Annotated in this window: 12 protein-coding genes and 3 pseudogenes; 4 read left to right on the top strand and 11 right to left on the bottom strand. The window is 69.4% G+C overall.

The genetic code is table 11. The features are described from left to right. Positions 1–13: 13 nt before the first annotated feature. Positions 14–841 (top strand): dienelactone hydrolase family protein, encoded by an 828-nt coding sequence (locus MCHUDSM44219_RS18790; RefSeq protein ID WP_048419774.1) that lies wholly within the window; start codon positions 14–16, stop codon positions 839–841. On the opposite strand, the gene MCHUDSM44219_RS18785 is transcribed toward MCHUDSM44219_RS18790, so the two are convergent. Both MCHUDSM44219_RS18785 and MCHUDSM44219_RS18780 read right to left on the bottom strand, forming a co-directional pair. Next, positions 822–2,012, bottom strand: coding sequence for an AI-2E family transporter (locus MCHUDSM44219_RS18785; RefSeq protein ID WP_048419773.1), 1,191 nt, complete (start codon positions 2,010–2,012; stop codon positions 822–824). The two genes, MCHUDSM44219_RS18790 and MCHUDSM44219_RS18785, sit on opposite strands and share 20 nt — an antisense overlap. 10 nt (positions 2,013–2,022) lie before the next feature. Next, positions 2,023–2,793: an SDR family NAD(P)-dependent oxidoreductase gene (locus tag MCHUDSM44219_RS18780; RefSeq protein WP_048419772.1), complete on the bottom strand. Its 771-nt coding sequence runs from the start codon at positions 2,791–2,793 to the stop codon at positions 2,023–2,025. Between the two features lie 103 nt (positions 2,794–2,896). On the opposite strand from MCHUDSM44219_RS18780, the gene MCHUDSM44219_RS18775 reads away from it, so the two are divergent. Continuing rightward, positions 2,897–3,361, top strand: a complete 465-nt coding sequence (locus MCHUDSM44219_RS18775) for an SRPBCC family protein (RefSeq protein ID WP_048419989.1) — start codon at positions 2,897–2,899, stop codon at positions 3,359–3,361. Between the two features lie 146 nt (positions 3,362–3,507). On the opposite strand, the gene MCHUDSM44219_RS18770 is transcribed toward MCHUDSM44219_RS18775, so the two are convergent. The 8 genes and pseudogenes from MCHUDSM44219_RS18770 to MCHUDSM44219_RS18740 all read right to left on the bottom strand — a co-directional run bounded on the left by MCHUDSM44219_RS18770 (position 3,508) and on the right by MCHUDSM44219_RS18740 (position 10,214). After that, positions 3,508–4,386 carry a formylglycine-generating enzyme family protein gene (locus tag MCHUDSM44219_RS18770; protein WP_048419771.1) on the bottom strand — a complete coding sequence of 293 codons (879 nt, stop codon included), beginning with the start codon at positions 4,384–4,386 and terminating at the stop codon, positions 3,508–3,510. Beyond that, positions 4,379–5,296: an HAD family hydrolase gene (locus MCHUDSM44219_RS18765; protein WP_048419770.1), complete on the bottom strand. Its 918-nt coding sequence runs from the start codon at positions 5,294–5,296 to the stop codon at positions 4,379–4,381. The genes MCHUDSM44219_RS18770 and MCHUDSM44219_RS18765 overlap by 8 nt, the downstream gene beginning before the upstream one ends. Before the next feature lie 2 nt (positions 5,297–5,298). Next, on the bottom strand, positions 5,299–6,846 hold the full coding sequence (locus tag MCHUDSM44219_RS18760) for an arylsulfatase (protein WP_048419769.1): 1,548 nt from the start codon (positions 6,844–6,846) through the stop codon (positions 5,299–5,301). A gap of 93 nt (positions 6,847–6,939) precedes the next feature. Next, positions 6,940–7,668 (bottom strand): annotated as a pseudogene (locus tag MCHUDSM44219_RS31205) (3-beta-hydroxysteroid dehydrogenase); the annotation flags it as partial. Between the two features lie 39 nt (positions 7,669–7,707). Continuing rightward, positions 7,708–8,126: pseudogene (locus MCHUDSM44219_RS31200) on the bottom strand (3-beta-hydroxysteroid dehydrogenase); the annotation flags it as partial. A 62-nt stretch (positions 8,127–8,188) separates the two neighbouring features. Further along, positions 8,189–8,401 (bottom strand): exodeoxyribonuclease VII small subunit, encoded by a 213-nt coding sequence (locus MCHUDSM44219_RS18750; RefSeq protein ID WP_048419768.1) that lies wholly within the window; start codon positions 8,399–8,401, stop codon positions 8,189–8,191. Further along, on the bottom strand, positions 8,398–9,639 hold the full coding sequence (gene xseA, locus MCHUDSM44219_RS18745) for an exodeoxyribonuclease VII large subunit (protein WP_048419767.1): 1,242 nt from the start codon (positions 9,637–9,639) through the stop codon (positions 8,398–8,400). Before xseA ends, MCHUDSM44219_RS18750 begins: the two co-directional genes overlap by 4 nt. Continuing rightward, positions 9,636–10,214, bottom strand: a complete 579-nt coding sequence (locus MCHUDSM44219_RS18740) for a lipid droplet-associated protein (protein ID WP_048419766.1) — start codon at positions 10,212–10,214, stop codon at positions 9,636–9,638. The genes xseA and MCHUDSM44219_RS18740 overlap by 4 nt, the downstream gene beginning before the upstream one ends. A 53-nt stretch (positions 10,215–10,267) precedes the next feature. On the opposite strand from MCHUDSM44219_RS18740, the gene MCHUDSM44219_RS18735 reads away from it, so the two are divergent. Then, positions 10,268–11,281: a 4-hydroxy-3-methylbut-2-enyl diphosphate reductase gene (locus MCHUDSM44219_RS18735; protein WP_048419765.1), complete on the top strand. Its 1,014-nt coding sequence runs from the start codon at positions 10,268–10,270 to the stop codon at positions 11,279–11,281. 66 nt (positions 11,282–11,347) lie between these two features. After that, complete coding sequence (locus MCHUDSM44219_RS18730; RefSeq protein WP_048419988.1) at positions 11,348–13,060, top strand: penicillin-binding transpeptidase domain-containing protein; 1,713 nt, start codon at positions 11,348–11,350, stop codon at positions 13,058–13,060. On the opposite strand, the pseudogene MCHUDSM44219_RS18725 reads toward MCHUDSM44219_RS18730, so the two are convergent. Beyond that, positions 13,057–13,487: pseudogene (locus MCHUDSM44219_RS18725) on the bottom strand (DUF6542 domain-containing protein); the annotation flags it as partial. The gene MCHUDSM44219_RS18730 and the pseudogene MCHUDSM44219_RS18725 overlap by 4 nt on opposite strands.

Below are 13,487 nucleotides of genomic sequence, written 5' to 3'. Positions count from 1 at the left end.
CGACGGAGCCGCCATGACCTCGCGCAAGCCCCATGTCGCCGCTGGGGCGGCTCCCGAAGCCGACCTGTCCGGCTGGGTCGCCACGCCGTTCACCGCGGCCGGCTACACCCATGACGTGTACCGCAAGGGCGAGGGACCCGGGGTCGTGCTGATCCCCGAGATGCCCGGGCTGCATCCCGGTGTGCTGGCCCTCGGCAACCATCTTGTCGACAACGGCTTCACCGTCGCCGCACCGTCGCTGTTCGGCACCCCGGGCGCACCCGCGCTCGGTCCCGGTGCCGTCCCGGTGCTGTTGAAGGGTTGCGTGGCCAAGGAATTCGCGGCGTTCGCGACCAACGCCGACCGGCCGGTGGCGCACTTCCTGCGCGCGCTGGCCCGCGACCTCAACGAGAAGACGCCGGGCAAGGGTGTTGGGGTGATCGGGCAGTGCTTCACCGGGGGTTTCGCGCTCGCCGCGGCCGTGGACGACAGCGTGCTCGCGCCGGTGATGAGTCAGCCGTCGGTCCCGCTGCCGCTGACGCCGCGGCACAAGCGCGACCCGGGGGTCTCCGAGGCCGAGATGAAGGTGATCGAGCAGCGCGCGGCCACTGAGGGTCTGTGCGTGATGGGGTTGCGGTTCAGCGAGGACGCCATGTCGCCGGGGGAGCGGTTCACCACGTTGAAGAGCCGGCTCGGCGACGCGTTCGAGGTCATCGAGATCAGCTCGAAGAAAGGCAACCCCGACGGCATCGGCCGGATGGCGCACTCGGTGCTGACCGACCAGGTCCGCGAGGTCGACGGCCACCCCGCCTACGAGGCGCGCAAGCGTGTCGTCGAGTTCCTCACGTCTCGTCTGACGTGACGGCCGGCGCCGGCTCACCGGGCTTACCGGGGAGCAGGCGGCGCCACCACGGGACCGTGCGTTCGGCCTCGTCGTCGGCGGGATCGGCCCGGGTCCCGGTGATCGAGTCCAGCGGCGCACCCTGGTAGACGGCCAGGTAGACGCTGATCGTCGTGACGATGACGATCATCAGCACCGGGCCCAGCACGATGCCCCAGAAGCCGAACATCTTGAGTCCGGCGAACACCGCCAGCAGCATCAGCGCGGGATGCAGGTGCGCGCTCTTGGGCACCAGGAACGGGCGGAGCAGGTTGTCGATGCTGGTGACCACCACGATGTGGAACACCACGACGAAAATGCCGCCGGCCACGTTGCCGAAGACGGCCAGCCCGATGCCGAGCGGGATCGTGACGATGCCGCTACCCAGCGGGATGAACGACAGCGCGGTCAGGAAGATCACGAACATGAAGAAGCCGTCGTGCAGGCCGGCGATGTAGATCGACACCGCGCCCGCGACGCCCTGGCACACCGCGATGATGAACTGCCCCTTGACCGTGGCGGACACCATCGCGCCGATCTTGGCCAGGTAGATGTCGGACACCTGCGGCCCCAACGGATTCAGGTCGCGGAACAGGTCGACGACCTTGCCGCCGTTGGTGACCAGTGCGAGGAAGACGTAGAGGAACAGGATCAGCGCCGTCACCGTCGACGCGATGCCGCCCACCGAGTTCCGCGCGAAGTCCAGCGCCACCTGCCCGGCGCCCTGGCCGAGCTTGGTGGCCGCCTGGCGCACCGAGTCCGGTGTCAGCGTGATGTCCAGGAACGGCACGCGGGCGAGCAGCGCGTTGGCCGAGTCGAGCAGCCGCTGCGCCAGCGCGGTGAAGTCGGTCTGTTCCGCCCAGTGCCCGATGCTGGTCACCATCTGACTGATCTGCAGCACCGCCAGGAAGATCACCCCGGCCAGCGGGATCGCGACCGTCGCGACGGCGGCCAGCAGGGTCACCGTCGCCGACAGGCCGACGTTCATCGACGTCCGCAGCCGTTGGTAGAGCGGGGTGAACAGATAGGCGAGCACCGCCGCCACCGCCATCAGCAGCAGATAGTGGCGCAGGAAGTAGGCGCCGAACCCCAGCGCGATCAGCGTCGCCACCGCGAGGGCGCGCTTCTGGGTCACGCTGAAGCTGCCGGTCACGGCATGCCCCTCACGACGACTGGTCCACCAGGCGCATCACGTGACCCAGCACGTCGGGATAGCGCTTGAGGTGGGCGCCGCCGTTGATGTCGAGCACCTCACCGGTCAACCAGGACGACCGCGGATCGCACAGGTAGACAACGGCATTCGCGATGTCCTCGGGGGTGCCCGCCCGGCCCAGCGCGGTGTTGTCGATGTAGTCCTCGACGACGCCGGGGATCGCGGCGGCCGGCGCGGTCAGCGGGGTGTGCACGAAGCCGGGGGCGACGGCGTTGACGCGGACCCCGCGGGCACCCATCTCCAGGGCGGCCACCTGGGTCAGCATCGCCAGCCCCGCCTTGGCGGCGCAGTACGCACTCATACCCGCCGCGGGCTGCCGGCCGTTGAGCGAACCGATCTGCACCAGCGAGCCGCCCGCGCGCAGGTGCCGGCCCGCGTGCTTGGCGACCAGGAACGCCCCGGTGAGGCAGACGTCGATGACGGACCGGAAATCCTCGGCGGCCATATCGGTGATCAGGCCGACGGTGCTGAAACCCGCGCAGTTGACCGCGATGTCGATCGGGCCGTCGAACAGACTTTCCACCGAGCCTTCGTCGGTGACGTCGACGTGCGCCGCGGTGTGCGGACCGCCCAGTTCGGTCGCGCGCCCCTGCGCCGCGTCGCTGTTGACGTCGGCCACCGTGACCCGGCAGCCGTCGGCCGCCAGTGCCTGCGCGGTGGCCCAGCCGATGCCCGACGCCCCGCCGACGATCACGGCGATCCGGTCGCTGGCGTCGATCATCGAACACTCCTGACGGCCGGAAACGAGAACGTGTTACAAGGTCACACCTGGGCGGCCGAAACGCAATAGCGCCGTCCGTTTCCGTGCTGGCACACTCGTGCGGGTGACGGAGCTGAAGAGATCAGAGTCGGTGTCGGTGGCCGTGCCACCGGACGAGCTCTACGCGCTGGTGTCCGACGTGACCAGGACGGGGCAGTGGAGCCCGGTGTGCAAGGCCTGCTGGTGGGACGAGGGCGACGGACCCCGCGTGGGCGCGTGGTTCACCGGCCGCAACGAGCTGCCCGAGCGCACGTGGGAGACCCGCAGCCAGGTGATCGCGGCCGATCCAGGGCGCGAGTTCTCCTGGGAGGTCAACAAGGGCTGGGCCCGGTGGGGCTACACCCTCGAACCCGAGGATGACGGCACCCGGCTGACCGAGCACTGGGAGTTCCTGCCCGCCGGGCTCGAGGGGTTCCGCGAGCGCTTCGGTGACGCGGCCGACGACGAGGTCGCCAAGCGCAGCGAGGCGGCCCGCACCGGCATCCCCGCCACACTCGCGGCGATCAAGGAGTTGGCCGAAGGAGCCTGAGGGCTACCAGTGCGACGCGCGGCAGCCGGCCGCGAGGTTGTGACAGTGCTTGCCCTCCTTGCACTTGCTGCACGAGCACCGGCATTCGTGGTCGGATCGGCGCGGGGGTGTGTGCTGTTCCATGGTGCTCCTCGGTGGTTGAACCGTCATCGTTTGACGCAGCGGAACCCGATGTGGCTCATGCCGGTGTCCACCGGCTGCGGACGCCGGGCTGCGGGCCGGTAACGCATGCAGTAGCTGTCGGCGCACAGGAACGAGCCGCCCTTGATCACCCGGCGGGGCACCGCGAACTGCGGCTGATCGGGATCGTATGTGTCTGCGGCGCAACAGGGTTGCGCGTCGCGGGTGGCGCCGTACCAGTCGCTCGTCCACTCCCAGACATTGCCGGCCATGTCGAAGAGCCCATAGCCGTTGGGCGGGAACGATCCGACCGGGGTGCTCTGCCCGTAACCGGTGTGGGGCAGATACGGGAATTCGCCGTGCCAGTAGTTCGCCAGCCGACGTTCTCGACCCTCGGGCTCGTCGCCCCACGTGTACACCGCGTGTGCGAGTCCGCCCCGGGCGGCCACCTCCCATTCCGCCTCGGTCGGGAGGTCGTACCCGGCCCACCGGGCGTAGGCCAGCGCGTCGTCGAACGCGATGTGCACCACCGGATGGTCGTCACGACCGCTGATCGACGAGCGAGGTCCGCGGGGGTGGTTCCAACTCGCTCCCGGCGTCCACCGCCACCACAGATTGAGGTGGCGCAGGTCGACCGGGCCGTCCGTGCGCCGGAACACCATCGACCCTGGTTGCACGTTCTCCGGCGGCGCCCCCGGGTAGTCGTTCGGGTCGAGCGGTCGCTCGGCGATGGTGACATAGCCCGTCGCCGCGACGAACTCACCGAACTGGGCGTTGGTGACCGGGTGGGGCTGGATCCAGAACCCGTCGACGGTGACCTCACGCGCCGGTCCCTCTTCCGGATAGTGCTCGTCGGACCCCACCACGGCGGTCTGGGCCGGGATCCACACCAGGTCGTCAGTCACCGAAGACCGTGGCCCAGTCGTTCTTCATGCTCACCACGGTCCATCCGTGCGCTCCGGCGTGCTCGAGCAGGCGCTCGGCCCCTGCGGTGTAGGAGAATTCGCGGTCGTCGTCGTCGTGCAGCACGATCAGTCGCAGTGCGCTGGCGTCGGGCCGCCCGGAGTACATCAGCATCTCGTCGTCGCCGTTGGAGTTGCCTGCCGACAGGATCGGCCGCCGGCCGATGCGGCTCCAGATGCGCACCGGTTTCTCCGGCCCGTCGTCGAACACATCGAGGGTCGGCTGGATCAGCAGATCGCCGTGGCCGGTGGAGTCGCCGGTGAACTTCAGCCCCTGCGCGCTGCCGACCACGCGTTCCGGCGGGATGCCGTACACGGCCTCGGTGACCGGGCGCATGAAGTCGCGCGCACCGCCGGAGACGATGTAGCAGCTGAACTGATGGTCCTCGAGGTAGCGGAGAAGTTCCACCATCGGGGCGTACACACAATCCCGGTACGGCCGACCCAGTGTCGGGTGCGTCGCCTCGGCGAAGAACGCGCTCACCAACGCGGCGTGATCCTCGACGGCCATCGACTCGTGCAGCGACATCACCGCAGCGGCAAGGACTTTCAATGCCGTGTCATCACCCTGGTAGTGCCTGGTGATCGCGGCACCGAACCAGCCCAGGTCGGCGGTGCTCGCCGCCAGGTAGGGCTGCTCGCGGGCGAGGCCGGGATCGGCCGCGGCCTTCGCAGCGAGCCTGCGGATGAGGAAGTCGAGTTGGATGTAGGCCGGCTTCTCACACCACAGCGTGCCGTCGTTGTCGAACACCGCGACGCGTTCGGGGGGCGCGACGTCGCGGACGACCCGGTCCACGAAGTCGACGATCGCCGACTTCGCGGAGCCGTCGTTCCATGACGCGAGTGGGGTCATTCTCACCCGCCGCCGGTCGCCAGGAACTTCTCGAGCTCTTCGACCGCATTGTCGATCGTGAAGGACGCCGGCTCCTGCCGCGGCGGGAAGTCCTTGAAGGTCTCCAGGAACTGGGTCACGATCGCCGACCCGTAGAACATCAGGTACAGCCGGTCGATCAGCCAGTCCCAGTACGTGTTCGACGTGACGTCGGCGCGCTCGAACGGATCGGTGCGCAGGTTGAACAACTTCGGGGCGCGTAACCGGGTGAACGGTTCGAACCACACCTGCAACGTGCCCTGGCAGCGCTGCTCCATGAACACGATCTTCCAGTTGTCCGCCCGGATACCCAGCACGTCGCCGTCGTCGGAGAAGTAGATCATCCCGCGGCGCGGGCTCTTGTCCACCTCGCCGGTCAGGTACGGCACCAGGTTGTAGCCGTCGATGTGCACCTTGTACGTCATGTCGCCGATCGTCAGGCCCGCCTTGAGCTTGTCGATGATGTCGGGGTCGCCCGCGGCGGCCAGGAACGTCGGAAGCCAGTCGTGGTGTTGGACGATCTCGTTGGACACCGAGCCCGCCGCGATCTTTCCCGGCCAGCGGATCAGTTCCGGGATGCGGAAGGCGCCTTCCCAGTTGGTCGCCTTCTCGCTGCGGAACGGGGTGGTCGCGCCGTCGGGCCAGCTGTTGGCATGGGGGCCGTTGTCGGTGCTGTAGATGACGATGGTGTCCTCGGTGATCCCGAGTTCGTCGACCAGGTCCAGCAGCGTTCCGACGTTGCGGTCGTGGTCGATCATCGTGTCGTGATACGGCGACTGCCACCGGCCGGCCTGTCCGCGGCTCGCCGGTTTGGTGTGCGTCCGGAAATGCATGTGCGTCATGTTCATCCACACGAAGAACGGGGTGCTCGACTCGTGCTGGCGGCGGATGAAATCAACTGCCGCCGAGGTGGTCTCGTCGTCGATGGTCTCCATCCGCAGCTTGGTCAGCGGTCCGGTGTCCTCGATGCGCTGCTTGCCGACCGGGCCGTAGCGCTCGTCGACCTCGCCGGAATCCTCGTCGGTGGCCCACGAGTGGATCACGCCGCGGGGGAGCAGCGCCTTGCGCAGCAGCGGGGCTTCCTCTGCCGTCGGGTAGTCCTCGTGCTCGGGCTCCTCCTCGGCGTTGAGGTGGTAGAGGTTGCCGAAGAACTCGTCGAACCCGTGCGCGGTCGGCAGATACTTGTTCAGATCGCCCAGGTGGTTCTTGCCGAACTGGCCGGTGGCGTATCCCAGCGGCTTGAGCAGCTCGGCGATCGTCGGATCTTCTTTCTGGAGTCCGATGTCCACACCGGGCATGCCGACCTTGCTCATCCCGGTGCGGTACACGCTTTGGCCGGTGATGAACGACGAGCGCCCCGCGGTGCAGCTCTGCTCGCCGTAGGAATCGGTGAACAGCATGCCCTCGGTGGCGATCCGGTCGATATTGGGCGTGGAGTAGCCCATCATTCCGCGGCTGTAGCAACTGAGGTTCCAGATGCCGATGTCATCTCCCCAGATGACGAGGATGTTGGGACGGGACTGATCGGACATGGCGGCTCCTTCACCATCGGTTCCGCCAATCTAGGACTGCGTCGGTGTCGGGTCAGCCGATTCGCCGAGATCTCAGGCGGTGTTCACCCGCGCTCAGCCCTTGGGTGCGGACGGTGCCGCGGCGTGCACCAGCGGCTCGCCCGAGCCGGCCTTCATCCGGTCGAACAACTCGACGTAGTAGGGCAGGCACTGCTGCAGCGCCTGCTCGGTGGTGAACAGCGGCCGGTAGCCCAGATCCTGCTCGGCCTTCGCGATCGAGAAGTAGTTGTCCAGGTAAAGGCGTTCCACCGCAAGCGGTTCCAGGAGCGGCTTGGGCAGGCCGAAGCGGAAGTGCAGGAACTGCCACGCCTTCATCGCGAACCACACCAGGCGGCCCGGCACCCGCACCGTCGGCCACGGCTGGCCGCACGCCTCGACCACGGGGCGGGAGAACTCGAACATGTTGATCGGCTCGCCGTCGTTGACGAAGTAGGCCTGGCCGGGTGCCGACCCGCCGGGCACCAGGTGCTCGGCGGCGAGGATGAAACCGTGAATCAGGTTGTGCACGTACGAGTTGTCGAGCTTGACCTTCTCGCTGCCGACCAGAACCTTGACGTGGCCGGCGAGCACGCTCTCGAACACCTTGCGGAACATCGTCTGGTCGCCGCGGCCCCAGATGCCGCTGGGCCGGATGGAACAGGTGAGCATGCCGCCCACCCCGTTCTGCGACAACACGAACTTCTCCGCGACCACCTTGGTCTCGGTGTAGAGGTCGTTGAACCGCTCGGTGTAGGGCAGGGTCTCGTCGCCGCCGGAGATCCGCTGACCGCCCATCACGACGCTGGTGCAGAAGGACCTCGACGCCTAGTCGTTCCCCTTCCNAGCGCGGCGAGCAGCCCGTCCTTGTTCGAGAACCTGTTGGAGGCGGTGTAGACGAACCGCTGGACGCCCGCCGCCTGCGCGGCGCGCACGAGGTTCTCGGTGCCGGTCACATTGACCGCGAAGCTGCGCCGGCGGTATTCCTCGGTGACCGAGGCGCCACCCATCAGGTCGATGATCGCCGCGGTGTGGATGACGGTGTCGATCCCGGCGACGGCCCGGGCGACGACCTCGGGGTCGGTGATGTCGCCCTCGACGGTCTCCAACCGGGGGTGCGCGGACAGCGGCGACGGCGCGCGGTCGAACGACCGCACCTCGAGGCCCCGGTCGAGCAACGTGGTCACCAGGTTCGCGCCCACGAAGCCGGAGCCACCGGTCACCAGGACCCGGCCGAGTTCGGTCGTCAACGATGCATCACCCATGCGGGCAGACTAACTGAAACGTGTTCCAGTTTTCCAGCCCCGGCCGCGGAAAAACGGCCGGCTCAGCCCTCGCCGCCGTCGCCGGCGGCCAGCGCATCCTCGACACGCTTACGGGCTCCAGCTAAATGCGCCTCGCAGCATTTGGCCAGTTCCTCCCCGCGTTCCCACAGCTTCAGCGATGCATCGAGGTCGAGGCCGCCGTGCTCGAGCTGCTGCACGACCTCGATCAGCTCGTCGCGGGCCTCTTCGTAGCCGAGCTTGCTAATAGGCTTCATTCTTCGTCTCCCGCCCCGCCCTCGCTGACGGCCGTGATCGCTCCGTCGGACACCCGCACGCGCAGCCGCGTCCCCGCCGGCGCGTCGGCGACGGCGTGCAGAACGTGCGGAGCACCGTTCGCCGGCACCGCCTGTACCACCGCGTACCCGCGCGCCAACGTCGCCGCCGGCCCCAGAGTGGTCAACCGCGCCGCCAGGTGGCCCACGCGGTCGGTCTCGGCGGTCAGCAGCCGGGTGATGTCGCGGCGCGCGGCCCGGCGGGCCCGGTGGATCTCGTCGGCGCGGGCGTTGATCGCCTCCAGCGGCCGGGCCAGCACCGGCCGGCTGCGCAGCTGGGCCAGCGTGTGTTGCTCGCGGTTGACCCAGTTGCGCAGCGCCCGGGCACTGCGCCGGCGCAGGTCGTTCACCAGCGCCTGCTCGGCAGCGGTGTCCGGCACGATCCGTTTGGCCGCGTCGGTGGGGGTGGCCGCACGCAGGTCGGCGACCAGGTCGCAGAGCGGGTTGTCGGGTTCGTGGCCGATCGCGCTGACCACCGGCGTGGTGCAGCGGACGATCTCCCGGCACAGCGTCTCGTCGGAGAACGGCAGCAGATCCTCGACGCTGCCACCGCCGCGCGCCAGCACGATCACGTCGACCTCGGGGTTTGCGTCCAGCGCGCGCAGCGCCTCGACGATCTGCGGGACCGCGTTGGGCCCCTGCACGACGGTGTTGCGCACCTCGAACCGCACCGCGGGCCAGCGGCCGGAGGCGACCGCCATGATGTCGTGTTCGGCGGCCGAGGCGCGGCCGGTGATCAACCCGATGGTGCCGGGCAGAAACGGGATCGGCCGCTTGAGCCGCGGGTCGAACAGGCCTTCGGCGTCGAGCAGCCGGCGGAGCCGCTCGATGCGGGCCAGCAGCTCCCCGACCCCGACCGCCCGGATGTCACTGACGCGCAGCGAGAACGTGCCGCGGCCGGTGTAGAAATTCGGCTTGCCGTAGACGATCACCTGCGTGCCGTCGGTCATCTTCACCGGGGCATTCGTGACCAGGTCCCGCGGGCAGGTCAGCGACAGCGACATGTCGGCGGCCGGATCGCGCAGCGTGATGAAGGCGGTGTTGGAATTCGGCCGCAGCGTCAGCTGCGCGATCTGCCCCTCCACCCACACGGGGCCGAGCTTGTCGATCCAGCCGGCGACGCGAATCGCGACGCCGCGGACGGGGAACGGATTCTCCGGCGACTGCCCCGGGGCGCTCACTTCGCCGACGCGCGGGTGATCCTGTTGGCCAGCAGCGTCTGGAACGGGGCGCGCGCCTTCGTCGACTCCTCGTAGCTCAGCAGCGCTTCGAGATCGGCGATGCGCAGCGAGGTGAGCCGGGCGCGCAGCTGGGCCAGCGTCAGGTTCTCGTAGTCGATCTCGGTGACGATCTCCGGGGCATCGGACGCCGCCGACGAGGTGGTGGGGGCCGCCGTCGTGTTCGGGCTCTCCGGCTCCTCGCTGAACAGCGCGAACCGGCCCTCGGTCAGCCGCTCGCCGTCGCGCACCGGCAGCGGGACCACGTCGCCGTCAGTCTGCGGCCCGTCGGACAGATCCTCGTCGAACGTCGCCCACTCCGGTTGCTCGTCCTTGGGCGGGAAAATCGTCTCGAGGGTCTCGTCGCCCTTGATCACCAGGACCGCGACGTCCTGCTGCACCTTCATGACGATCTGGGCGATCTGGCTCGCGATGGTCATCGGGTACATCAGGATCGTCTGCGGGAGCTTGCGGGTTTCCTCGATGGCGGTGACCGCAGCACCCACCAGCAGACGAACCCCGTACGGTGCAGTTGCCATGGCGACAGCCTACGGCTGGGCGTCGGGGGTGGCGGGTCAGTACCCTGGGACTCATGCCGCCGACTGTCAACATGGGGATTCCGGGCGCCAGCCGCTCCGCGCTGGGCACGACCCCCGGCCAGGACACCGGCAAGCGGGTGCTGCTGGCCGAACCCCGGGGATATTGCGCAGGCGTGGACCGCGCCGTGGAAACCGTCGAGCGTGCGCTGGCCAAGCACGGCGCGCCGGTGTACGTGCGCCACGAGATCGTGCACAACCGCTACGTCGTCGACACGCTGACCAAGGCCGGTGCGGTGTTCGTCGAGCAGACCGACGAGGTGCCCGAGGGCGCCATCGTGGTGTTCTCGGCGCACGGCGTCGCCCCCTGGGTCCACACCGAAGCCGCCGAGCGCAACCTGCAGACCATCGATGCGACCTGCCCGCTGGTCACCAAGGTGCACAACGAGGCCAAGAGATTCGCCCGCGACGACTACGACATCCTGCTCGTCGGCCACGAAGGCCACGAGGAGGTGGTCGGCACCGCCGGTGAGGCGCCCGACCACGTCCAGGTCGTCGACAACCCCGACGCCGTCGAGAACGTGACTGTCCGCGACCCGGACAAGGTGGTGTGGCTGTCGCAGACCACGCTGTCGGTCGACGAGACGATGGAGACCGTGCGCCGGCTGCGGGAGAAGTTCCCGACGCTGCAGGATCCGCCCAGCGACGACATCTGCTACGCGACCCAGAACCGCCAGGTGGCGGTCAAGGCGATGGCGCCGGAATGCCAGCTGGTGATCGTCGTGGGTTCGCGCAACTCGTCGAACTCGGTGCGGCTGGTGGAGGTGGCGCTGGGCGCCGGCGCGGAAGCGGCGCACCTGGTCGACTACGCCGAGGACATCGACCCGGTGTGGCTGTCCGGCGTGACGACGGTCGGGGTGACCTCCGGCGCGTCGGTCCCCGAGATCCTGGTCCGCGGGGTGCTCGACCGGCTGGCCGGCTACGGCTACGACACGGTGCAGCCCGTCACCACCGCCAACGAGACACTCGTCTTCGCTCTGCCCCGGGAGATCCGTCCCGCGCGCACCTAGCGGGTACGTTCGGGCCCTGTGCGCCCTCTGCGAACAGTCACCGTCGTCCTGCTCGTCGCCACCCTCATGCTCGCCGGCTGCAGTGATGCCGGTGACCGCCTGCGCGCCACGGTGGCGGCGTTCGCGGACGCGCTCAGTCGCGGCGACGCGGCCGCTGCGGCGGCGCTGACCACCGACGAGGCGGCGGCCGGAAAGACCCTCGGGGCGCTGTTCGACAGCCTCGGCAAGGACGTCCACGTCGGCGTCGGCGCAGTCGACGACAACGACGGCGCCGGCACCTTCACGCTCGACACCACGTGGAAGTTCGGTCAGGACAAGCAGATCCAGTGGAGCTACACCGGCAACGGCCGCGCGACCGCCGACGGCGACGCCTGGAAGATCCAGTGGGACGCGGCGACCGTCGCGCCGGGCCTGGACAAGGGCCCGCTGACGTTCAGCACGCTCGTAGCCCAACCCGCGGCGCGCGTGCTCGACCGGACCGGCGCCGAACTGCTCACCCAGCACGTCGTCACCCTCGTCGACGTCGCGCCCGGAGCCGACGTCAATGCCGTCGCCGCACTGCTCAATCCGATCGCGCCGACGATCACGCCCGCATCGCTGAGCGGGGACCTCGCCGCCGGCAAACCCGTCACGGCCGTCACGCTGCGCGACGACGACCTGGCTCCGATCGAGGCCCAGCTGACCGCGCTGCCGAACGTCACGCTGCGACCGCAGACCAGGCTGCTGGCCACCGACCGGACCCTGACCTCGCCGACGCTGTCCGGGCTGTCCGAGCTGTGGCAGCAGCGGATGGACGCGGCAGCCGGGTGGGCGGTGACCGCGCAGACCACCGCCGGTGCGCAGCGCGTCGGCGGCGCGGACGCCAAGCCGGTCGGCGACATCTCCAGCACGCTCGACATCGGCATGCAGCGCGCCGCCGAGGACGCCCTGGCGTCACTGCCCACGCCCGCGGCGCTGGTCGCGATCCAGCCGTCGACGGGCAACCTGCTGACCGTCGCGCAGAACGCCCCCGCCGACGCGCAGGGACCCATCGCGCTGACCGGGCTGTATCCGCCCGGCTCGACCTTCAAGACCGTGACGGTGTCGGCCGCGCTGCAGGCCGGCCAGGTGACCCCCGACAGCGTCGTCGGCTGCCCAGGCACGGAGAACATCGAGGGCCGGCAGATCCCCAACGACGACGACTTCGATCTCGGCCAGGTGCCGCTGCACACCGCGTTCGCCCGGTCATGCAACACCACGATGGGGCGGCTCGCGGTGAACCTGCCCCCCGACGGTTTGACCAAAGCCGCCGCCCAGCTGGGCCTGGGCGTCGACTACACCGCGCCGGGCATGACGACCGTGACGGGTTCGGTGCCGGTCGCCGACACCTCCGCGCTGCGCGTGGAGGAAGGCATCGGTCAGGGCAAGGTCACCGCGTCGCCGTTCGGGATGGCGCTGGTGGCCGCGACGCTGGCCCACGGCTCGGTGCCGGCGCCGGCGATCGTCACCGGTCAGCCCGGCAAGGCCGACCGCACGCCCGAACCGCTGCCCGCCGGTGTCGACGAGCAGGTGCAGGCCATGATGCGCGAGACCATCACCGGCGGCACCGCCACCCAGTTGCAGGACATCCCGGACATGCTGGGCAAGACGGGCACGGCCGAGTACATCGACGACCAGCATGCCCACGGCTGGTTCGTCGGGATCCGGGGTGACCTCGCGTTGGCCGTGTTCGTCAGCGACGCAGGCAGTTCCACACCCGCGGTCGATGTGGCGGGACGCTTCCTGCGGGCCGTTCCTTAGATGTCGTACTCCCAGCGGTCCGCGTCGGCGTCGCGGGGCGCCCGCCTGCGGCTGCGGTACTCCGGCTCGGCGGTGTCGTCACCGCCGCGGTAGCGGACCCGCGAGATCGGGTGATACGCGCCGGGGGACAGGGGTGCGTGCGGTTCGAGCGGTTCATAGCCGCCCCGGCCCTCGTAGCCGTCGTAGCCGTCGTAGCCGTCGTAATCGTCGTAGCGGGGTCGGCGGGCGGGGCGGGGACGTTCGGAGCGCTGCCGGTCCCGCTCGCGCCGCTCCGCCGGTGGGACGCGCGGTTCGCGGGGTTCGCGCGACGACGACCTGGCGCGCCGACGTGACTCCGTCGTCGGTTCGTCGGCCGGGCGGGGCCGGCGCCGGCGGGGCCGTTCCAGGTCGACGACGGGTTCGATGATCTCGGTCTGCGGGGGTCGCG

It is taken from the genome of Mycolicibacterium chubuense, assembly GCF_001044255.1.
GTDB lineage: Bacteria > Actinomycetota > Actinomycetes > Mycobacteriales > Mycobacteriaceae > Mycobacterium > Mycobacterium chubuense.
This window is presented reverse-complemented; position numbering and strand designations above follow the sequence as displayed.